Annotated in this window: 25 protein-coding genes; 7 read left to right on the top strand and 18 right to left on the bottom strand. The window is 63.3% G+C overall.

Annotated features, from left to right (window positions below; translation table 11 throughout):
* Positions 1-225 precede the first annotated feature (225 nt).
* From fliP to FJ492_RS12890, 14 genes are all read right to left on the bottom strand, one after another.
* Positions 226-957 (bottom strand): flagellar type III secretion system pore protein FliP, encoded by a 732-nt coding sequence (gene fliP, locus FJ492_RS12955; protein WP_140504143.1) that lies wholly within the window; start codon positions 955-957, stop codon positions 226-228.
* A complete protein-coding gene (locus FJ492_RS12950; RefSeq protein WP_140770177.1) occupies positions 954-1,448 on the bottom strand; it encodes a flagellar basal body-associated FliL family protein in 495 nt (164 codons plus the stop codon). Before FJ492_RS12950 ends, fliP begins: the two co-directional genes overlap by 4 nt.
* A 35-nt stretch (positions 1,449-1,483) precedes the next feature.
* Positions 1,484-2,188: a flagellar basal body L-ring protein FlgH gene (flgH, locus tag FJ492_RS12945; RefSeq protein ID WP_140504140.1), complete on the bottom strand. Its 705-nt coding sequence runs from the start codon at positions 2,186-2,188 to the stop codon at positions 1,484-1,486.
* Positions 2,185-2,766, bottom strand: coding sequence for a MotE family protein (locus tag FJ492_RS12940; RefSeq protein WP_181166647.1), 582 nt, complete (start codon positions 2,764-2,766; stop codon positions 2,185-2,187). The genes flgH and FJ492_RS12940 overlap by 4 nt, the downstream gene beginning before the upstream one ends.
* Before the next feature lie 3 nt (positions 2,767-2,769).
* On the bottom strand, positions 2,770-4,011 hold the full coding sequence (locus tag FJ492_RS12935; RefSeq protein ID WP_140770173.1) for a flagellar basal body P-ring protein FlgI: 1,242 nt from the start codon (positions 4,009-4,011) through the stop codon (positions 2,770-2,772).
* The gene (gene flgA, locus FJ492_RS12930; protein WP_181166646.1) at positions 4,008-4,544 is read right to left on the bottom strand and encodes a flagellar basal body P-ring formation chaperone FlgA; all 537 of its coding nucleotides are present in this window, start codon (positions 4,542-4,544) and stop codon (positions 4,008-4,010) included. The genes FJ492_RS12935 and flgA overlap by 4 nt, the downstream gene beginning before the upstream one ends.
* A gap of 6 nt (positions 4,545-4,550) precedes the next feature.
* Entirely contained in the window at positions 4,551-5,339 is a 789-nt protein-coding gene (gene flgG / locus FJ492_RS12925) for a flagellar basal-body rod protein FlgG (protein ID WP_010911276.1), read from the bottom strand.
* Between the two features lie 10 nt (positions 5,340-5,349).
* Positions 5,350-5,673 (bottom strand): flagellar hook-basal body complex protein FliE, encoded by a 324-nt coding sequence (locus tag FJ492_RS12920; RefSeq protein ID WP_027144750.1) that lies wholly within the window; start codon positions 5,671-5,673, stop codon positions 5,350-5,352.
* Positions 5,670-6,086 carry a flagellar basal body rod protein FlgC gene (flgC, locus tag FJ492_RS12915; protein ID WP_015315914.1) on the bottom strand — a complete coding sequence of 139 codons (417 nt, stop codon included), beginning with the start codon at positions 6,084-6,086 and terminating at the stop codon, positions 5,670-5,672. Before flgC ends, FJ492_RS12920 begins: the two co-directional genes overlap by 4 nt.
* A 2-nt stretch (positions 6,087-6,088) precedes the next feature.
* Positions 6,089-6,469, bottom strand: a complete 381-nt coding sequence (gene flgB / locus FJ492_RS12910; protein WP_027144748.1) for a flagellar basal body rod protein FlgB — start codon at positions 6,467-6,469, stop codon at positions 6,089-6,091.
* Between the two features lie 160 nt (positions 6,470-6,629).
* Positions 6,630-7,463 carry a hypothetical protein gene (locus FJ492_RS12905; protein ID WP_140770169.1) on the bottom strand — a complete coding sequence of 278 codons (834 nt, stop codon included), beginning with the start codon at positions 7,461-7,463 and terminating at the stop codon, positions 6,630-6,632.
* Complete coding sequence (fliI, locus tag FJ492_RS12900) at positions 7,444-8,844, bottom strand: flagellar protein export ATPase FliI (protein ID WP_140504131.1); 1,401 nt, start codon at positions 8,842-8,844, stop codon at positions 7,444-7,446. The genes FJ492_RS12905 and fliI overlap by 20 nt, the downstream gene beginning before the upstream one ends.
* A 1-nt stretch (position 8,845) precedes the next feature.
* On the bottom strand, positions 8,846-9,571 hold the full coding sequence (gene flgF, locus FJ492_RS12895; protein ID WP_027144745.1) for a flagellar basal-body rod protein FlgF: 726 nt from the start codon (positions 9,569-9,571) through the stop codon (positions 8,846-8,848).
* A 2-nt stretch (positions 9,572-9,573) separates the two neighbouring features.
* On the bottom strand, positions 9,574-10,695 hold the full coding sequence (locus FJ492_RS12890; protein WP_140504128.1) for a DUF1217 domain-containing protein: 1,122 nt from the start codon (positions 10,693-10,695) through the stop codon (positions 9,574-9,576).
* A 157-nt stretch (positions 10,696-10,852) separates the two neighbouring features.
* On the opposite strand from FJ492_RS12890, the gene motA reads away from it, so the two are divergent.
* From motA to FJ492_RS12860, 6 genes are read left to right on the top strand one after another with little or no spacing between them, the layout of a single operon-like run.
* A complete protein-coding gene (gene motA / locus FJ492_RS12885) occupies positions 10,853-11,728 on the top strand; it encodes a flagellar motor stator protein MotA (protein ID WP_140504127.1) in 876 nt (291 codons plus the stop codon).
* A gap of 32 nt (positions 11,729-11,760) precedes the next feature.
* A complete protein-coding gene (locus FJ492_RS12880; RefSeq protein ID WP_140770167.1) occupies positions 11,761-12,708 on the top strand; it encodes a FliM/FliN family flagellar motor switch protein in 948 nt (315 codons plus the stop codon).
* 17 nt (positions 12,709-12,725) lie between these two features.
* Positions 12,726-13,112, top strand: coding sequence for a flagellar motor switch protein FliN (fliN, locus tag FJ492_RS12875; RefSeq protein WP_140770165.1), 387 nt, complete (start codon positions 12,726-12,728; stop codon positions 13,110-13,112).
* Positions 13,113-13,155: 43 nt separating this feature from the next.
* Entirely contained in the window at positions 13,156-14,169 is a 1,014-nt protein-coding gene (locus FJ492_RS12870) for a flagellar motor switch protein FliG (RefSeq protein WP_140712698.1), read from the top strand.
* Between the two features lie 3 nt (positions 14,170-14,172).
* The gene (flhB, locus tag FJ492_RS12865; RefSeq protein ID WP_140770163.1) at positions 14,173-15,255 is read left to right on the top strand and encodes a flagellar biosynthesis protein FlhB; all 1,083 of its coding nucleotides are present in this window, start codon (positions 14,173-14,175) and stop codon (positions 15,253-15,255) included.
* A complete protein-coding gene (locus tag FJ492_RS12860) occupies positions 15,252-15,686 on the top strand; it encodes a hypothetical protein (protein ID WP_140504119.1) in 435 nt (144 codons plus the stop codon). The genes flhB and FJ492_RS12860 overlap by 4 nt, the downstream gene beginning before the upstream one ends.
* 24 nt (positions 15,687-15,710) lie before the next feature.
* Here the strand turns inward: FJ492_RS12860 and FJ492_RS12855 are convergent, their stop codons facing one another.
* Together FJ492_RS12855 and FJ492_RS12850 are read right to left on the bottom strand one after the other, a co-directional pair.
* A complete protein-coding gene (locus tag FJ492_RS12855; RefSeq protein ID WP_140770161.1) occupies positions 15,711-16,481 on the bottom strand; it encodes a helix-turn-helix transcriptional regulator in 771 nt (256 codons plus the stop codon).
* Positions 16,478-17,188 (bottom strand): helix-turn-helix transcriptional regulator, encoded by a 711-nt coding sequence (locus tag FJ492_RS12850; RefSeq protein WP_140504115.1) that lies wholly within the window; start codon positions 17,186-17,188, stop codon positions 16,478-16,480. The genes FJ492_RS12855 and FJ492_RS12850 overlap by 4 nt, the downstream gene beginning before the upstream one ends.
* Before the next feature lie 505 nt (positions 17,189-17,693).
* On the opposite strand from FJ492_RS12850, the gene FJ492_RS12845 reads away from it, so the two are divergent.
* Positions 17,694-18,887: a TMEM43 family protein gene (locus FJ492_RS12845; protein WP_140770159.1), complete on the top strand. Its 1,194-nt coding sequence runs from the start codon at positions 17,694-17,696 to the stop codon at positions 18,885-18,887.
* Between the two features lie 68 nt (positions 18,888-18,955).
* Here the strand turns inward: FJ492_RS12845 and FJ492_RS12840 are convergent, their stop codons facing one another.
* Both FJ492_RS12840 and FJ492_RS12835 read right to left on the bottom strand, forming a co-directional pair.
* Entirely contained in the window at positions 18,956-19,987 is a 1,032-nt protein-coding gene (locus tag FJ492_RS12840; protein WP_140745467.1) for a histone deacetylase family protein, read from the bottom strand.
* An 83-nt stretch (positions 19,988-20,070) separates the two neighbouring features.
* On the bottom strand, positions 20,071-20,724 hold the full coding sequence (locus FJ492_RS12835; RefSeq protein WP_027144733.1) for a TetR/AcrR family transcriptional regulator: 654 nt from the start codon (positions 20,722-20,724) through the stop codon (positions 20,071-20,073).
* Between the last annotated feature and the right edge of the window lie 151 nt (positions 20,725-20,875).

The raw sequence follows: 20,875 nt of genomic DNA, 5'->3' as shown, positions 1-20,875 counted from the left end.
TTTACAGGTGTTTTTTGCATACCGGTTTGTCCGGTATGACGGAGCGGCATCATGCCAATGACCGTTGCGTTTGGGTCACCCGCCATCTGCGAGCGACTATGGCGGCGAGTCCCTACCAAAGGACTAAATCGGACGGTTAATCGAAAATAATTCGGAGAAAATTCGATGATGCTCGCGCCGCCCGGTTCCTCGGCGCGCGCGGTGCCTGATGCCGGGCGCGGGCGCTCAGGTGAAAGAGCGCACCAGGCTGCCGACGAGCAGGTTCCAGCCGTCGATCAGGACGAAGAACAGGATCTTGAACGGCAGCGACACGACCGTGGGCGGCAGCATCATCATGCCCATCGCCATGGTGATGGTGGCGACGATCAGATCGATGACCAGGAATGGCAGCACGATCAGAAAGCCGATCTCGAAGCCGCGCCGGATTTCGGAGATCATGAAGGCGGGCACCAGGATGCGCAGGTCGACGGTCTCCTTGGCAACGACCTGGCCGCGCTCGCGCGCGAGATCGGCGAAAAGATCGAAGTCCTTGTCGCGCACATTGTGCAGCATGAAGGTGCGGAACGGATCGGAAATCTTCTCGAAGGCCTCGGTCTGGCTGATCTGGTTGTCCATCAGCGGCTTGACGCCGGTATTCCAGGCCTGATCGAAGGTCGGCGCCATGACATAGAAGGTCATGAACAGCGACAGCGAAATGAGGATGAGGTTCGCCGGCGTCGATTGCAGGCCAATGCCGGCACGCAGGATCGAGAAGGCGATAACGAAGCGGGTGAAGCTCGTCACCATGATCAGCAGCCCCGGCGCCACCGACAAGACGGTAAGCAGGCCGAACATCTGGATGATGTAGCCGACGGTGGTGCCATCGGCCTTGCCGATGGCACCAAGGTCCAGTTGCTGGGCCGCCGCGACGGAGGTGGCGGCACCGATCAGTACCGCGGCAAGAAGGAATTTTCTCATTCGAGCAGCAATGTCCTGATAAGAACCTGTTTGACGTGCCCCTGGCTGCGGATCGAGGCGCGGTCGTCGAGATCGGCCTTCAGATGCTGGTAGCCGCTGGCGCCTTCGATCTGGTGCGTCTTCAGGGTACGTACGAAAGCCAGAAGATCCTGTTGAATGTTCTCCGCCATGGCCGGCGGCTGCGGCGCGTCATAGACCACGGATACTTCCATCCTGATCCAGGTATCCGCGGGCGAGGCGATGTTGGTGGTGATCGGCGCCAGTGCGACAAGCGTCGGGCCCGTGCCAGGCTGTTGTGCGGCGGCGGGCTGGGCGACCTTGCCCTCATTTTCAGGCGCAACCGGCACCGGTGGTGGTGCATCGACGCCTTTAAGGTAGCCGCCTGACATCCAGCCCATGCCGATGGCGGCGGCAGTCACCACGAGCAGCATGGCGCCCTGGATGGCAAGGGAAGGACCCTTGCGAGGCTGAACCTGTTCGACATCGGCCATGGCGCTTTGCTCTCCAATCCCCAGAATGCCAAGAACTAGAACGGAAGTACCTGGTCGAGGACCTGCTGGCCGTAGGCCGGCTGCTGGACCTCGCTGACGCGACCGCGGCCGCCATAGGAGATCCGCGCCTCGGCAATGCGTTCATAGGAGATGGTGTTCTCCGCGCCGATGTCAGACGGGCGCACCATGCCGGCGATGGTGAGCACCCTGAGTTCGTAGTTGACGCGCACTTCTTGTGAACCCCTGATCATCAAATTGCCGTTGGGAAGGACCTCGGTGACGACGGCGGCGACGTTGAGCTCGAGGTTCTCCGAGCGCTTGATTTCGCCATCGGCGTTGGTTTCGGTGCTGGAACTCAAGCCGGCGTCGCCCTTGCCGCTCGTGCTGCTGCCTTCCCATCCGAGCGTGACGTCATAGCCCAGCTTACGCGCGGCAGTGCGGCTCCTGTCGTTCTGGTTCTTGAAATTGGCCTTGTCGTTGAGCTTGATCCTGACGGTCAGGATGTCGCCTTCGCGCAGCGCCCTGGGATCGGTGAACAGCCGGCTCTGGCGATCGTCCCACAGAGAGAACTTCTTGACCGGCGTGGCGGGCGGCTGAGGATAGCTGTAGGGCGCTGCCCCGTCGCTGCCGATGCCCGATCCGACCGGCGACAGCGCCGGTTCCCTGCCGATCTCCTTGAAGTTGGTTCCACAGCCGGACAAGGCTGCCACCGCGCACAGGATGAGCATTCTGCGGATCATGACGGATCTACCCTTCGGGCTGCGCTGGCCATGATGCCGGTGAGCGTCGCCGCCGCCTTCTGGTCCATTTCGTTGAGGATGACGCCCGCCTTGCGTGAATCGAGCTTCATCAGGATGGCCGCGGCCAGGTCTGCGTTGACGATCGCCAAGCGTTCGGCCGCCGCATCGGGCTTCATGCCGGCATAGATCTTGACGACGCCGTCCTCGGCCCGGGCCAGGAACACTTCGCGCCGCTTCAGCCAGGTCTCGTATTCGGCTTTCTTTGTGTCCAGAGCTTTCATGCGCTCGTCGATGCCGGCCTGGAGCTGTTTCAACTCCTCGGCCTGCAAGGCATAGCGGCGGTCGCGAGCGGCGTCGGCGATATTGGAGCAGAAGCGCTCGATCTCGCTTTGGTCCGGCGCTTTCTGCCGCGTCAATTGCGGCGGCGCGACCACGGGCTGCGCACCGGGCAGAACCTGGCGCACGGTATCGTCCGCGTGTGCGCCACCAAAAACAGGCATGGCCGTGAGGGCGGCCGCAAACAGGAAGGTGCGGGAGCGGCGTCTTTCACGGGACGAGAGGGAGGAGATCATCGGCATCGCCTATTGGAGAACCAGATCGGCTTGCAGGGCGCCGGCCGACTTGATGCCTTGCAGGATGGCAATGATGCCGTCCGGCTTGACGCCGAGACGGTTGAGGCCGGAAACAAGGGTTTGCAGGTCGGGCCCGTCGAGCACGGCGACGCGGGCATCGGGCCGGCTGGCATCGATTGCGGTGAACGGCTCGATGGCGGTCTCGCCCTTGGAGAAGGGTTCGGGCTGCACGACGCGCGGCGCTTCCGTGATGCGCACCGTCAGCGTGCCGTGGCTGATGGCGACACGCGAGATCTTGACGTCGCTGCCGATGACGATGGTCCCGGTGCGCTCGTCGATAACGACGCGGGCCGGCGTGTCGGACTCGACCACCAGATTCTCGATCTCGGCATAGAAGCGGGCCGCCGAAACGCTCTTCGGCCGCCTGATCTGCACGGTTCGGGAATCGCGCTCTGCCGCTACACGCATGCCGAAGCGCTGGGCGGTGTAGTCGTTGATCGCGTCGGCGATGCGGATAGCGGTCGAAAAATCGGGATTGCGCAATTGCAGCGTCAGCGTCGACTGGTCGTCGAACTCGGCCTTCACCTGCCGCTCGACTATGGCCCCGTTCGGCACGCGGCCGGCGGTCGGCACGCCTTGCGTCAACTGCTCGGCCTGGCCTTTAGCGATGAAACCGGAAACGATGACCGCGCCCTGGCCGACGGCGTAGATCTCCCCGTCCGCCGCCTTCAGCGGCGTCATGATCAGCGTGCCACCGGCAAGCGAGGAGGCGTCGCCCATCGAGGAGACGTCGATGTCGATGCGGGCGCCGGACTGCACATAGGGCGGCATGTTGGCGGTGACGATGACGGCGGCGACGTTCTTGGCGCGTGCGCTGCCGCCTTCGGTGGCGATGCCGAGATTTTCGAGCATGGCGCGGATCGACTGTTCGGTGAACGGCGAATTGCGCAGGCTGTCGCCGGATCCGGCCAGCCCGATGACGAGGCCGTAGCCGACGAGCTGGTTGTCGCGCGAGCTCTGCAGCTGGGCAATGTCCTTGATGCGCGAAGCGACCTGGCCTGGTGGCAGCGAACTTGGCCCGGGCGAAACGCGGAACATGCGTGTGGTGGTGGCCGGATCATATTCCGGATCGTCGTAGACACCGCCATTCCTGGCGGCGAGCTCGCGTTTGGCCTTGGACGTCAGGCCATCGGCCAGCGCCGGCTGCAGGCCAAGTGCCGCCGCGAGCAGAAGGGCAAATGGGCGCATCATGAAGCGCCGACCTGAATTCTGCCGTCGGCCATCACCGTGCCGGAGAGGATCTTGCCGCTGTCGCTGTTGCGAACCTTGATGAAGTCGCCGGCCGAGCCCGGCTGCAAGGTCACGGCGGTGGCCGTTATCGTCAGCCCGCCGGCGACGAAGAAGACCTGCACGGCGGCACCCTGCTCGACCAGCCAGGCCTCACGGATGGCGGCTGAAGGAATGTAGCGGCCCGGCAGCAGCGTGCGCTTGGCGATCTTGCCCTGGAGTTCCTCGGAACGGGTCGCCACCGCATCCGGCTTTTGCTTGCCCGGGATGAGGGTCACCTGCTTCAGGGCGCCGAGTTCGATCGTCTCGCCGGGATAGATGACACGGTTGGGGATCAGCACGACCTCGCCGGCAGGCTGGTTGCTGGCGATCTGGGTGGCTGACTGGCTCGTCGATTGGCTGGCCGATTCCTGGGCGAAAGCCGGCATGCCGCCGGCCACCAGCGCAAGGGTCAGCGCGGCGCGGCGGAATGCGGAGCAGGAGATCGGCATGGCCATCATCCGTTACCTGATGTTCTTTGAGACGACGGAGGCCATGTCGTCGGCGGCCTGGATGACCTTGGAGTTCATCTCATAGGCGCGCTGCGCCGAGATCAGTTCGGTGATCTCCTTGACCGGATCGACGTTGGAAGCCTCAAGATAGCCTTGCTGGATGGTGGCGAAGCCGGGATCGCCGGGCACGCCGGCATTGGCCGGGCCGGAGGCGGTCGTTTCCTGGAACAGATTGTCGCCGAGTGGTGCCAATCCCGCCTCGTTGGCGAAGTTGACGATCTGAAGCTGGCCGAGAGTTTGCAGGTTGGTCTGGCCGTCGATACGGGCAAAGACCTGACCGGTCTTGTTGACGATCACCTCGACCGCATCGGTCGGCACGGTGATGGCCGGAATGACATTGGCCCCGTCGACCGTCACCAGCTGGCCGGTGGCGTTGGTGTTGAAGGCGCCGGCGCGCGTATAGAGCGTACCGCCATCGGCACCCTCGATCTGGAACCAGCCCCTGCCGGTGAGCGCCATGTCGAAGCTGTTGCCGGTGCTGGTCAGCTCGCCCTGTGTGTGGACGTTGCGCACGGCGGTCGTCTTGACGCCGAGACCGATCGAAACGCCTTCCGGTACCAGCGAGGCGTTGGAACGGTTCGGCACACCTTGCGTGCGGTCGACCTGGTAGAGCAGGTCGGAGAATTCGGCGCGGGCGCGCTTGTAGCCGGTGGTGTTGATGTTGGCGATGTTGTTGGCGATGACTTCCAGATTGGTCTGCTGGGCATTCATGCCGGTGGCGGCGATGGCGAGTGCTTTCATGGCCTGCTCCTCAGATGCCCATGCGACTGACTTCGAGATAGGCCGAGACCACCTTGTCGCGGATGGCGACGGCGGTCTGCAGCGCCTGCTGGGCGCTCATCACGGCATCGACCACCTGGCGGGTGTCGGCGTCGCCCTTGAGCGCCTGGAGCGACACCTGCTCGGCATTCTGCATGGTGCTGACGGTCTTGGAGGCAGCCTGGCTCACCGCTTCGGCGAAGGAGGTGCCAAGGTTGCCGGCTGTCGCGGGCGCGACACCGCCCTGAAGCAGGTCGGTGGCTGTGTCGCCCAGTCCAGGCTTCAGGTTGAGCGCGCCGATGCCGTTGACGATCATTGGTTCCTCATCAGGTCGATGGTCATTGAAATGAGGTCGCGCGCCTGCTTCACCACTTGCAGGTTGGCCTCGTAGGAGCGGTTGGCCTCGGTCATGTCGGCCATTTCGATCAGCACGTTCACATTGGGCATCTTGACGTAGCCCTTGTCGTCGGCAGCCTCGTTGCCGGGCTGAAATTCGACGGGAAAGTTGCTCGGGTCGCGGTCGATCGAATTCACTTCAACCGTCGAGCTGCCGGAAGCCCGGTCGAGTTCGGAGACGAAGCTGATGGTCTTGCGGCGATACGGGTCGGCGCCCGGCGTGGTGCCTGTCGACTGGGCGTTGGCGAGGTTTTCCGAGACCACGCGCAGGCGCTCGGACTGGGCGCCGAGGCCTGATGCTGCGACTTTGAGGGCTGCGGTCAGTGCGTCCATGATCAGCTCTTCACCGCCATCATCATCATTGAGTGGAATGCCTTGACGATGGCCGTGTTGAGTTCGAAGGAGCGGCGTACCTCGCCGGCCTTGAGAAGCTGGTCTTCAAGCACGACCGTGTTCTTGGACGGCATGATCACGCCGTCGTCTTCCTGCGGCTTGATGGTGAAGCCGGCATTGGTGGCAGCACTGCCGAGATGGCCGGGCTCGGTGATCTGGAGCGACACCGCGGTGCGGTCGAGCACCTTCTCGAACGGCTCGACATCATTTGCCGTGTAGCCCGGCGTGTTGGCATTGGCGATGTTGCCGGCGACCGCCGACTGACGCACGGACAGCCACTGCGCTTGCTTGGCGGCGAGATCGAAAAGGGAAACAGGCTCCATGGGAATCTCCGGGCATATGCCCAAAGACTAGGCCGCCAGTCTTGCGCGGACCTTGCGGACGGTCGCTAGAAAATGACGGCGAAAAGCATGAAGCGGCTTTTGGACGGCATCTTGCTCCGTCTCTTGAATTGGATCCAGCTCTGGCCAAAGCCGAACCGCCTTACCGGGAAAGCTCGATCACCTGGTTGGCGCTGGTGAGCATGACCCATTTGCCGTTGCGCTGTTCGATCGCCGATACCTTGCTGGAATCCGGCAGCGTCGAACCCCGCTGGACCATCCACAGGCCGGTGTCGTCCTCGATCATGGCGCGGCCGTTGGCGACATGGACCATGCGGAACTTCGCGATATCGGCGGGAAAGGGTTGGTCGCCAGGTGGGTCCGCTTTGGAATCGTCCTGCACCGTGCCGGTGGCAAGCAGGTCGACGCTGGTGTTGGGAACGTCCTTGGCGGTCAGCGGCGCGCTGCGTGCGGCGACCACACCGCCGCCCGCGCGTCCCGAATTGGTGCCGGTGCCGCCGAACTTGATCGCCTGCACGCCGAACTGGTCCTGGTTGAAGAAAATGTACCAGGGAAACAGGGCGCAGGTCAGGCCGAGCGTGATGCCGAGCGCGGCGATGACGACGTCGCTGCGACGGTCAGCCTTCTTTCTCAATTTTGGAAATTGCGCCTTTGGCGGTTGCGGCCATTCGGTGGCGGCGAACAGGCCATCGATCAGCGATTCGCGGCTGGCCTGCGCCATCTCGGGAGTATCGACGCCGGGAACCACATGCGTTGAGGAAAGGGCGGTCCGACCCAGAACAGGTTCGGATCTGGGGAGAGCCGGTTTGACGGCCCTGGCCAAAACAGCCGCGGTCCGGGCGGCCATGGCGCCGGCGGTGTTTGCCTTGGCGCCCCTGGCCTCCTCCGCTCGAGCCTGCTCCGCGGCGTTCGCCTCGGCGATCATCTCGTTCAGGAGGCGCTCGGTGTACTGGCGTTCAGTCTCCTGGTTCGGCATTCTGTTTTCCCTTGAGATAGCGGGCAAGGTCGGAGAACGGATCGGCGGACGGACGGTCCCTGGGCGATTGCGTCAGCGCCTCATAGATCAGGGGCACCTGGCGCACGGCCATGTCGAGTTCGGCGTCGACGCCGCCCTGATAGGCGCCGAGCAGGCGGATGTCGCGCGTGTCCTCGAAGCGGGAGATCATCGACTTCAGCCGCGTCACCAGGGCTCGCTGCTCGACGCTCCAGGCCTTGCCCGCAAGTCGCGATATGGACGACAGTGGATTGACGGGCGGATAGCGGCCCTGTTCGGCGATCGCGCGGTCGAGCACGACATGGCCGTCGAGGATGCCGCGCACGGAATCGGCGACCGGATCATTGTGATCATCGCCATCGACCAGCACGGAAATGATGGCGGTTATAGAGCCTTTACCTTCGGCTCCGGGTCCGGCGCGTTCGAGCAGCTTGGGCAATTCGGTGAAGACCGAGGCGGGATAGCCGCGGGCGACCGGCGGCTCGCCCGTGCCGGTCGCCACCTCGCGCAGCGCGTGGGCGAAGCGGGTGATCGAATCCAGCACCAAAAGCACGCGGTGGCCCTGGTCGCGGAAATGCTCTGCCACGCGCATGGCGGTGTCGGGCGCGCGCCGGCGCATCATGGCGCTCTCGTCGCTTGTGGCGACGACGGCGACGGTCTTGGCCATGCTGTCGCCGATCGTATCCTCGAGGAATTCACGGACCTCGCGGCCGCGTTCACCGATCAGCGCCACGACGACCGTGTCGAACGCATCGGCGCCGGCGAGCATGGCAAGCAACGTCGACTTGCCGACGCCAGAGCCGGCGAAGACACCCATCCGCTGGCCGAAGCAGAGCGGCGTGAAGATGTCGATGACCTTGACGCCGGTCATGAAGGTTGTGCCGACACGCTGCCGCGCCATGGCGCCGGGCGTCGCGGCGGTCGCCGACATGTCGTCGCCCCTGATCAGAGGCGGACCACCATCGATCGCCCGGGTGAGCGCGTCGATGGCGCGGCCGCGCCACGAGGCATGCGGCGCCACCGCGAGCGGACCCCTGCGGAACACGGCATCGCCGATGCCGGCGTCGGCGCTGCGTTCGAAGGGTGCTATCACAACCTCGTCCCGGCTGATCTTGACAATCTCGCCGCGGCGCGCGCCGGCCTGGCCGCGCTGCTCGACGATGTCGCCCAGCCTGGTGAAATCGGAAAGGCCGCGCACCTTGTAGTGCGTGGGTGTGACTTCGGTGACGAGACCGCCGCGCTTGACCAGCCCGTCGCCGTCGCCGAAGCGCCTGATAATCCGCTCCAACCCGGCAAGCCTATCCTTCGGCGCCGGCTGGAGCTGTCTTTCGGGTGCGCGGATGGATGGTTGCTCCGACGACATGCTACGACTTCGAGCCGAGCGTCTTTATCGCCTCGTCGGTGGAAGAATCGGTCTGCCGCATCAGCGCGGCGGTGTTCTCGAAGGCCCGCTGAACCATGATCAGCCGGGTCATTTCCAGCACCGGATTGACGTTGGATTCCTCGACGAAACCTTGCGCTATGCCGACATCGGAACGGTCGGTGACTGGTTCGGGCGTGCGTGCGGGCACAATGCCGGAATTGCCGTAGCGAACGAAATTCTGGCCCGGATCGAAATTGTAGAGGCCGATCGAGCCGACGAGCTGTTCGTTCTGGCGCAGCGAGCCGTCGGCGCCGGCCTTGGGCGGGCCGTTACGGGGATCGAGCTGGATCGGCGCCCCGCCGGCGTCGAGCACCGGATGGCCCTCGACCGACATCAGCTCGCCATTCTCGTTCATCGAGAAGCGGCCGTCGCGGGTCATGACGGTGCCTGCCGGCGTGTCGATGGCGAACCAGGCGTCGCCCTGGATGGCGAAATCGAACGGGTTGCCGGTTTCCGTCATGGCACCGTGAGCCCCCGACAGATAGGTCTTGCCGGAGGAAGCGAACGATACCGACTTCTGCCCTGCACCCGACACCACGTCCTCGAACTTCACGCCGGTGGCGCGAAAGCCGACGGTGCTGGCGTTGGCGACATTGTCGGCGATCGTATCGAGCCGTCGCTCGAGGGCCATCTGGGCGGAGAGGGCGACGTAGAGACTGTCTCGCATGATCAGAATTTCAGTTTCTGCATGGCCATCATCAGGTCGGTGGAGATGCCCGATGTGACCGGTTTGGCGAAGAGCACGCTGATCGATGTCACGGCCGTCGAGGTCGGATTGTTGATCTCGTACATGCTGGTGAAGCGGGTCAGGAACTTGTTGAGTTTCACGGGATCCGTGAAATCCGAGATGTCGAGCTTCTGCTCGAACAGTTGCGCCTGCTTGTCGATGTCGGCGGTGGCGAAGGAATCGGGCAGCCCCAGCGCGGTGCGCACCACGCTGGCCAGCGCGGTGTCGGCCAGCACGTCGTACCAACTGGTGATGTCAGGAGCCTTGCGCTGGAAATAGAGCGCCAGCCGCACACCCTCATTGGTCTGGCCGGCATCTTCCTCCAGCGTCTGGCGCATGTAGCTGTCGACAGTCGGTTGCTGCGCCGGATTGATGGTGGTGGCGTTCTCGCCGTACTGCTCGAAGTTGAAAGCCGAGGCCAGTGCCGCGTAAGCCGGATTCGTCTGTTTGTTGGCGACGCTGTCGGGATCGCGCACTCCGCCTTGCAGGACCTGCTTGATGAGGTCCTTGTCCTCGGTCGCCGAATCGAGACCGAACGCCGCCAGGGCATAGGTGTAAAGCCGGCTGTTGCCCATCAGATCGTCGACGGACTTCACCTTGGTGATGTTGGCGAGATAATACGTCGTCTCGCCCTTCACATAGTCTGAATTCGGATCGAGGCCTGCGATTTGCGCCTGCGTGGCATAGTTCTTCGTCACCAGTTGCTGGGCCTTGTTGTAGATCGTCGCGTCGGCGCCGTTGGCAGCGAAGTTGAAGGCCCTGACGAACGCGGCGTAGCGCTTGTCGGTCAGCTTGTTCGCGAAACTGTCGGGATTGGTGACGCCTTCCTTGAGCGCCTTGATCATGAACGCCTTGGCGTAGTCCATGTTCTCCAGCCCGTAGGCCTTCATGGCATATTTGAACAAGCGGTCGTTCTTGACGAAATCGTCGATCGATTTCACCTTGGTGATGTTGGCGAGGTAATATTGGGTATCGCGATCGACCGTCGGCTGCTGCTCGATGCGGTCGATCGACTTGTTGATGTCTCTGGTGATCAACTGGTAGCTGGTATAGGTACTGAGCAAGGACGCGCCTCCGGCCGAAGCTATGCCAGCACAATAAGCTCACTTCCTTGCGCGAAACTGAATCGCCAACTTTCGGTTCCATGGCGGCTCCGATTCAAGCCTCACACAAGGCACAGGGACTATCCATTCTCCGACGTGAAATGCGGAAGGACCGGTCGTGGGCATTCTGATTGGACTTGTGGTGACGCTTGGCTGCGTCCTTGGCGGCTTCATGGCCATGGGCGGGCATCTGCACGTGCTGGTGCAGCCATGGGAAGCCGTGGTCATCTGCGGTGCCGCGCTCGGCACTTTCCTGGTCGCCAATCCGATGAAGACGGTCAAGGATACCGGCAAAGGCATACTGGAGGCCTTCAAACAGGCTGTGCCGAAGGAGCAGGACTATCTGGAAACCCTTGGCGTTCTGCACAGCCTGATGCGCGAGTTACGCTCCAAGTCGCGCAGCGAGGTCGAGGCGCATATCGACAATCCGGAGGAATCGGCGATCTTTCAGGCCTTTCCGACCGTGCTCAAGAACCACGATTTGATGAATTTCATCTGCGACTACTGCCGCATCATCATCATCGGCAACGCCCGCTCGCATGAAATCGAGGCGCTGATGGACGAGGAAATCCAGACCATCAAGTCCGACAAGATGAAGGCCTATCACGCGCTGGTCGCGGTTGGCGACGGCCTGCCGGCGCTCGGCATCGTCGCCGCCGTGCTCGGCGTGGTCAAGGCGATGGGTGCGCTTGACCAGTCGCCGGAAATCCTCGGCGGCCTGATCGGCGCTGCGCTGGTCGGCACTTTCCTCGGCATCTTCCTGTCCTACGCGGTGGTCGGACCTGTCGCCACCAAGATCAAGACGGTGCGCGAGAAGAAGAACCGCCTCTACATCATCGTCAAGCAGACGCTGCTCGCCTACATGAACGGCGCGCTGCCGCAGGTGGCGATCGAGTTCGGCCGCAAGACTATCTCCTCCTATGAGCGGCCGAGCATCGACGCCGTCGAACAGAGCACGATGAACACCGGCAGCGCCGAGAAGAAGGCCGCCTGAGCGATGCACGACAGACCGGTGCCAAAACTGTCATGACCAGTCCGGGCAGCCCCTCGCAAGCGCGTTCGTTGATCATCGAGCGTCTGGTCGGCGACAGCGGCGAGGCCGATCAGGTCATAGACGCCGGACGTGCCATGGCCGAACGCGCCGTGCCGCTGCTGCAGAAGGCGATCTCGGGCGAGCTCGGCATTCCCGTAATCGTCGACCTCAAAACCGTCGAGGTCAGCCGCGTCTCGGAGGCGCGCTCGCGCGCCGGCGACAATTTCGCCATGACCGTCGTCGGCTCTCCGGCGTCCTCGGACGCGATGACCCTCGTCATCGACGCTCCCGCGATAGCGATCATGGTCTCGACGCTGTTCGGCGGCGATCCGGACATGCCGGTGTCGCCGATCGAGCGCGACCTGTCGTCGATCGAGGCCGATGTCTCGACCATGGTGTTCCAGGAGGTTGCGCAGGCTCTGAACGGATCGGGACGTCGCTCGCTCGAACTGCGGCTGCCGGCGCCGCGGGCCATGTCGGGCATCGAGGCCAGGCGACACGTGTTGCGCGACGGCGCCGCGATCCGCATCGTCCTCGGCATCTCGACGCCGGTCGACAGCGGCTCGATCACGGTGACGATGCCGCAGCGTATCGTGCTGGCCGGCCGCGACGGTACGGCAAGCGTCAGCGACGACGATCACAGCACCAGCTGGCGGGCACGCTTTTCGGAAGAGGTGATGCGCTCGACCGTGGCGCTCGAAGCCACCATGCCGCTGGCACGGCTGACGCTCGGAGACCTCGCCAATCTCGAAGTAGGCCAGGTCATCGACTTCGAAGAAACGGCGCAATCGCGCGCCCGCCTCGGCGCGCGCGGCCAGACGCTGTTCGTATGCGAGTTCGGCAAACTGGGGCAGAATTACACCGTCCGAATCAGGCATCCTTTCGATGCCGGGCAGGACTTTATCGACGGGCTCATGCCGGCTGGTGCCGGGCGCGCCTGAGCATTTGGAGACGACGCATGGCCAAGACCAAGATAGAACCAGAGCTCGACCAGCCGGACGAGCAGCTCGATCGCGCCATCGAGGAATTGCGCGGGGTCCTGCACGAAGAAGAGCAACGCCCTGATGCAGCGTTCAGGGCCGGCGCGGCAGCCAATTCGAGCGTCATCATGAACATCCCAGTCGATGTTCAGATCATTCTCGGCAGCACCGAGATGGCGGTTGCCGATCTGATGGCGCTGCAGAAGGGGTCGACGGTCGCGCTCAACCGGCGCATCGGCGAGCCGGTCGATGTGGTGGTGAACGGCCGCAAAATAGCGCGCGGCGAGATCACCGTGCTCGAAAGCGACCCTTCGCGCTTCGGCATCAGGCTGACCGAAATCATCGCCGGCACGAAGGGCGCCTAGACATGGCTGGCGGGGCTTGCCGATGGCAGCGGAGGCGAAAGGCATGACAACGCCGCTGACGACCCTGACGCGCGCACAAAAGGCGGCAGCCATACTGGTGGCGATGGGCAAACCGTCCGCCAGCCGCCTGTTGAAATTCTTCAAGCAGGAAGAGCTGAAGGCGCTGATCGAGGGCGCCCGGCTGCTCAGGACCATTCCGCAAAGCGATCTCGAGCGCATCGTCGCCGAATTCGAGGCCGAGTTCACCGAGGGCGCGGGCCTGCTCGATTCCGCCGACAGGATGGACACCATCCTCAACGAGTCTCTCTCGCCCGAAGAGATGAACGCCATCATGGGCAACAAGAAGCCCGAGGCGGCTCCCGAAGGGCCACCGCCGATCTGGCCCGATCTCGAAAAGCTGGAGCCCTCGCGGCTGGGCGCGTTCCTCGCGGGCGAACATCCGCAGACGGCGGCCATGGTGCTGTCGAAATTGGCGCCACAAGCGGCGGCGAGCGTGCTTTTGACGCTGACGAAGCCGATGCGCGGCGAAATCATCAAGCGCATGGTGACGATGGCCAATGTTCCGGCCGCCGCCACCAGGATCGTCGAGAACCGGCTGCGCGCCAGCGTGCTGTCGGACACCACGACCAAGGATACTTCGGCCGGGCAGGCGCGCGTCGCCAGCGTGCTCAACGAGCTGGAAAAGCCCCTGCTCGATGAGGTCATGCAAGATCTCGAAGCCGCCGGCACGCCCGACCTCGACGGTGTTCGGGCCCGGCTGTTCGCTTTCGACGATTTGCCGCTGCTCACCCAGAAGGCGCGCGTGCTTTTGTTCGACGGGCTATCGACCGAGCTTGTCACGCTGGCGCTGCGCGGCACGTCGGCGGCACTGGCCGAAGCGGTGCTGTCGGCGATCGGCGCCCGCTCCCGGCGCATGATCGAGGCCGAACTCGGGCAAGGGTCGGAGGGTGTGCCCGCCGCCGACATCATGGCGGCACGCAAGACGATCGTGACGACGACGATCCGGCTGTCGCGCGAAGGCGCCTTCGAACTTCCCTCGACGCAGAACGCCGCCTAAGGCATGTCCGACGCCGTCGACAAGGACTCGAAAACCGAAGAGGCGACGGAAAAGAAGATCCGCGATACCATCGAACAGGGCAAATTGCCCCATTCGAGGGAGACCGCGATCCTGGCCTCCTTTGTCGCCATACTGGTGTTCACGGTCTTTTATGCCAAGGACGCCATCATCGAGCTCGGCATGTTCCTGTCGATGTTCCTCGAGAAGCCCGAAGCCTGGCCGATGGACACCGAGACCGATGTCATCGCGCTCTACAAGCTCGTCATGCTGGAAGTGGGCAGCGCCATACTCAGCCTGCTGGTGCTGCTCACCGTTGCCGGCATCGGCGCCTCGGTGCTGCAGAATATGCCGCAACTCGTCGGCGAGCGGATCAGACCGCAGATGTCACGCATCTCGATCGTCAAGGGCTGGAACCGGATGTTCGGCGCCCAGGGCTGGGTCGAGTTCCTGAAGTCCCTCGCAAAAATCGGCTTTGCCATCGCCGTGCTCACCTTCACGCTGTCGGAGGATCACCGCAAGCTGCTTGCCGGGATGATCACCAATCCGGTCGCTTTCGGCCTCGTCATCCGCGGCATCGCCATCGACATACTGGTGGCGATCGTCTTCGTCATGGGACTGATCGCGGCGATCGACATCGTCTGGTCGCGCTTCCACTGGAAGCAGGACCTGCGCATGAGCAAGCAGGAGGTCAAGGACGAGTTCAAGCAGTCCGAGGGCGATCCGATCGTCAAGTCGCGGCTGCGCTCGCTGGCGCGAGACCGGGCGCGCAAGCGGATGATGACGGCGGTGCCGCGCGCGACGCTTGTTATCGCCAACCCGACCCACTTCTCGATCGCGCTGAAATATGTGCGCGACGAGGACTCGGCGCCGCTCGTAGTGGCCAAGGGGCAGGATCTCGTGGCGCTGAAAATCCGCGAGATCGCCAAGGAGCATAACATCCCGATCTTCGAGGACGTGGCGCTCGCCCGCTCCATGTACAAGCAAGTTTCGGTCGATAATGTGATCCCGTCGCAATTCTACCAGGCCGTCGCCGAACTGGTGCGGATCGTCTACTCGAAAAAGGCTGAGCGCAGACAGATTTCATGAACCGTCAACCGCACGCAAAATCCCGCGAGATCATCGTCGCCAGCGCCATCGAGCAGGTGGTGGTGGAACTCAGGCTGATCGACGTCGCCGACTATATCGCTTTCATCCGGCTGGAGCACTTCGCCTGCCTGTCGGATCTGGTCGATTCAGCGGCGGAGCTGTTCTTCATGCCTGGTACGCTGCGGCTCGGCCATGGCGGCGAGGCGCATGTCGACTGGAGCGGCAGCCCGCGCATCGTGCTCGACCTGGAGCTCAGGCCACCCGGCGTGACCGTCTATTTCCAACTGACGCTGAACGAGACCGGCAACACGGTCGTGGTCAATTACGTGTCGTTTGAAAAACCGGGCGAAGACCCCCAGCACAATACGGCGCTGCTGGAGGCGGTGATCGAACAGGCTCGTATCCGCAAGGTCGAACCGCTGGCGTTTTAAAGCGCTTCGGTCAGCCGATAGCGGCTACTCGATAAGCCCCAGCCGCAGCGCCTTGGCGACCGCCTGGTTGCGGTTGACGGCGTTGAGCTTCTGGGTCGACTGGGTGAGATACTGGTTGGCGGTGTGCACCGACAGTTTCAGGAGCCGCGCGATCTCCTCGCTGGTGTTGCCATTGGCGGTCAGCTTCAGGCATTCGAGCTCGCGCTTGGAGATCGACCGCATTCTGCCGACATCGCCCGGACGCATCCGCGCGACGGCGGCGAACAGCGAAAAGCAGCGAGCGTGGATTTCGTAGAGCGCATCCTGCGGCAGCGCGATCTCCGATCCCAGGAAGACGACAAGGCCGCATTGGCCGCGATCGGCATGGACGGGAAAGGCAATGCCACTCGATCCGGGTGTCAGCGGCGCCATCTGCCCGGTCCAGGCCAGATTGCCGAACATGTCGGCCATCGCCGCCACGCCATCATCCGTCCACCAGCGCGGCTCGGTCGAAATCCGGCTATGGCGAACGATCTCCTCGCCATTGGCGCCTGAAATGAATTTCGACGCCACCGCGACGCTGGGATAATCGGAATCAAAGCACGGGACCAGCCGGGCGCGCTCCGGCGACGGGCTGACGAAGAACAGGCCGAAGGCCGAGGCGTTAATGTCGACTGATATCCAGCGGCAGCGGCGCACCGCATCGGGAATGGTGACGGCGTGATGTGTTTCGGATCCCAGCGAGAAGGCGCCGAAAGGGCTGCGCTGCTCGTTGAAAAGGGCTTCCGCTGCGTCCTTGATCTCGGCGTGTTTCAAATGATGCCACTCCTGATCGCCGTGGCGATGGCCATCGCACGGTTGCTGGCCGCGAATTTCTGGATGGCGTGGGTGATGTAGCTGTTGACGGTGTTTGAGGAGACGCCGAGGATGACGGCCACCTCGTCGGTGGTCTTGCCTTCCGAGACCCAGAACAGGCATTCGCGCTCACGGTCCGACAGCGGATCCTGCATGGCCGCGGCGGCGATCAACTGCGGAATGTGCGAGAGCGCGTAGCAGCATTTCAGTTGCGCCTTCATCAGCGCTGGCGGGTCGATCCGGCCGGCGGCCACCGCCGAGAACAAGGCGAACAGGCGCTGACGGCCGACATTCAGCCGCAGTGAATAGATCTCGGCATGGCCGAGCACGTCGAGCAGCCGGGCCTCTTCACCCGAGACCAGCCCGTCGGCATCCGGCGCCTGGGCCGCCACCAACGGTGTCGGACGGATACCGGGTGCGGCGGTGAGTGGTCCCTGGGCGAGGCCGGCGATCAGCCGCTTGCCGATCAGCTCGATGGCGTCGAAGATCCAGTTCGAGGAGACGATACGCGCATCGTTGCGGTCCTGGTCATGGACGATGGCGACCAGCATGTAGCTGTCGGCGCCGATCTCGGCGGTCAGCTCCATGAAGAAGCTGGTGAGATCACCGCGCGACGTCAGGCGCGAGCCCAATGTATCGGATTGAAGAGGCGCGGCGGGACTGCTCATCTGCTGCTTTTGGCCGGAATCGATGCTGATGTCCGGTTGCTGGAGAGTCAGCCGCCGAACCCGAAAACGCATTACTTTTACGAGACACACACGAGGCGCGGGGCCGCGCCCAATCAGACGGAATCCATTCAGGGAACGCGAAAACATCCGCGTCTGGCGCCGGAGAAGTCCGGAACGTGAGACTTTGGGTGGTCGCCGCGCCCCCCGCGGACCGGCTGATTCGGGTCTAATCTACCCGCAGATGAATCCGACATCAAACGCGATTTGACAAAATCGAATCTGGGGGACTCTGCTTGCGACTCAGGGGAGCTTTCGAAGCCATTGAGGGGCGAAAATACCGGGACTGTGCGCGTAGGCCATATCAGCGTCCGGCCCGTTGCGGTAGCTTCGCTCGTGCCGAAGGGGTGGGCACCCCCGGCAGTCGAGCGCAAGGTCGGCAGCGCGGAATGCGGTTATCCGCTGCGGCGCTACTCGGGTCTTGGCAAGGTTGGTTTCGGGGGAAACAATGAGCGATTCATTTCGGGAAGTTACTTCAATCTCGTGGTTCGGGCGGATCAAGCGCGCGGTCGGCGGGGTTATCTTCGGCCTGCTGTTGATCGTGCTGATGGTGATTGGGCTGTTCTGGAACGAAGGCCGTGCGGTGCAGACGGCGCGCTCGCTGGCCGAGGGCTCTGGTGCCGTGGTCTCGGTGGAGGCTGATAGTTCCGATGCCGCCAATGAAGGGAAACTGGTGCATGTCAGCGGGCCAGTGACGGCGGACAGCAGCTTGGCGGATCCGGATTTCGGCATCACGGCGCAAGGGCTGCGCCTGTCGCGCGGCGTCGAGATGTATCAGTGGAAGGAAGAATCCAAATCGGAAACCACCAAGAAGCTTGGCGGAGGCGAGGAGACGGAGACGACCTACAGCTATTCGAAGGTGTGGGACAACAACCAGATCGACTCGTCGGATTTCAAGAAGCCCGACGGCCATCAGAATCCGCCGATGGCGATCCACAGCCATGCCTTTCAGATTCCACAGGGCAAGCTTGGCGCTTTCGATCTCGATACGCCGGTGCTGGATCGCATCGACGGCGACAAGGGTCTTTCGTTGTCGGCCAGCCAGTCAGCCGCGATCAAGGCCGCCTACACCGGAACGAAGCCGCTCAGCATCCTCGATGGGAAGATCTATCTCGGCAGCGACAACACGACGCCCGCGCTAGGCGACTACCGTATCGGCTACGAGTTGGCGCCGCTCGGCGTGGTCAGCATCGTGGCGCGCCAGGCCGGCAGCCGATTCGAGCCCTACCAGACGCAGGCGGGCGATGCGCTGCTGATGGTCGACACCGGCTCGGTGCCGGCCGACAAGATGTTCGCCGAGGCGGTCAGCGCCAACACGCTGATTACCTGGCTGCTGCGCGTTGCCGGCCTTTTATTGCTGACCATCGGCTTTGCGCTGTTCCTCAGCCCGATCAGCGTGATCCTCGACGTGATTCCGTTCCTTGGCAGCATGGCGCGGATGGGAACCGGCATCATCGCCTTCTTCCTGGCGATCCTGGTCGGCGCCACGACAATCGCGATTGCCTGGTTCTGGTATCGGCCGGTTCTGGCAGCGGCCATCCTGGCGGTCGGCGTCGTCGCGGCTGCGGCGGTCTATTATCTCGGACGATCACGCGGGGCAGCCACGCCAATGGCCGCGCCGAGCACCGGCATCGCAACGTAGCTTGCAAAAAGGGCGGCCACGCCGCCCTTTTACTGTCTGTCGTTGCTCGCCTGGATTTGCTGGCAGGCTTACCGATCCTCGAAGCCGGTCAGCACGCCGACGGCGTTGATGCCGATCTCCTCGACGGCATAGCCGCCTTCCTGGACGAACAGCGTCGGCAGGCCGAGTTTGGCGATGCGCCGGCCGATCTTCGGATAGTCGGGGCTTTTCAGCTTGAACTGGCTGATCGGGTCCTTCTCGAAGGTGTCGACGCCGAGCGAGACGACGACGATGTCAGGCGCGTATGCGGCGAGCCTGGCGCAGGCATCCTCGAGTGAGGCATTCCAGGTATCCCAACCGGTGCCGAAGGGCATGGGATAGTTGATGTTGAAACCTTCGCCCGCGCCCGCGCCGCGCTCATCGGAATGGCCGAGGAAGAAGGGGTACTCGACCATCGGATCGCCGTGCAGGTTGAGAACCTGCACGTCGGCGCGGTCATAGAATATCTCCTGCGTACCATTGCCGTGGTGATAATCGACGTCGAGGATCGAGACACGTTTGGCGCCCTGGTCACGGAACCATTGCGCGGCGACCGCGGCGTTGTTGATGTAGCAATAGCCGCCCATGAAGCCGGCGCCGGCATGGTGGCCGGGCGGACGGCAGAGCGCGAAGGCCGATCTCTCGCCGTCCTTGACCAGGCCGGCTGCGGTCAGCGCCACGTCAAAGGACGATTTGATCGCGGTCCAGGTGCCCTCGACGAAGGTGGCGCCGCCGTCGAAGGAATAGTAGCCGAGCAGGGCATCGATGCGCTTGGGCGGCACGTCGCCGCGCAGGCCGCGCGTCGGCCAGGTGAAGGGCATGGCCGAGCCCGTGAAGCCGGATTCCACCCATTGCGGCCAGACGGTCGGCAGGAAGTCGATGTAGTCGGCCCTGTGGACGCGCTTGGCGGAGGCAAGGTCGTGCTCGACCGGTGCTATGATCGGGCCGAGCTTCTCGCTTTCGACCCGCGCCTTGATGAACTCCGCGCGCGAGGGCTTTTCAAAGCCGGGCACGATGGCTGAGGTAACCAGTTCCATTTGGCCGGCATGGCCGGCGTGAAGCGGCGAATAGACAGTCTTCATGAAATTCCTCTCAAAGTGCGCAACTAAGGCAATTCCGGGATAGGTGGGAAGCGGTTTTCCGTCCGGAATTGCGTTGAACCCGGTCAGCCAAGATTGAGATAGGGGCTCAGCAGAGCAAGCCACATGGTTTCGACATCGTCCTCGATGAGGTCGAATGTCCTGCGGTCCTTCTTCAACCCCACGAGCCTGCAGGCATGCCCGACCTCCATCATCACCACCCCGAGCCGGCTGGCGATCTTGCCTTCGAGTGCCGGGTTCACATGCTGCAGCCATGCGGCATAAAGGGCGATGATCTGGTCGTCATATTCGTTCTGGATCGGCCGCAGGTCCGCATTGCCTGAAATGGCCTCGATCACCGGCATCAGGGTGGCGTTTTCGAGATAGAGCTTCGATGTGTCGATGAAGAGCTTGCGCACTTCCCGCCGGAACTCTTCGCGGTTGGTGGGCGGGGCGACCTTGATGCGCCTAGCGATCACCTCGGGAAAGGATGACAGCCAGCGCCGGGCGAGATCCAGAAGAATGGCTTCCTTGTTGGGAAAGTACTGGTAGATCGAACCGACCGACAGCCCCGCGCGCTGTGCGATGGCGAGCGTCGTCGGCGTCTTGGTTCCTTGCTCCCGCGTCAGGATCAGCGCCGCGTCGAGAATCCTGTCGACGACCTTGCTGGACCGTTGTTGCCGCGGCTGCTTGCGCGGCTCGAGCGCTATCCTGGTTTTGCGGTCGAGACTGCGCTTCACTGCTTGATGCCCTCGTTCCCGCCTGGTCCCAACACAAGCGAAGCGCTTCTGTCCACAATACATTCTAAATCCGGCATGTTGACAAACGCGAATAATCAGTCGCATTCTTTATCCACGCTGTCTCTTGGGATAACAAGGGGAATTTCGAAGA

This window comes from Mesorhizobium sp. B2-5-4 (assembly GCF_006441095.1).
GTDB lineage: Bacteria > Pseudomonadota > Alphaproteobacteria > Rhizobiales > Rhizobiaceae > Mesorhizobium > Mesorhizobium salmacidum.
This window is presented reverse-complemented; position numbering and strand designations above follow the sequence as displayed.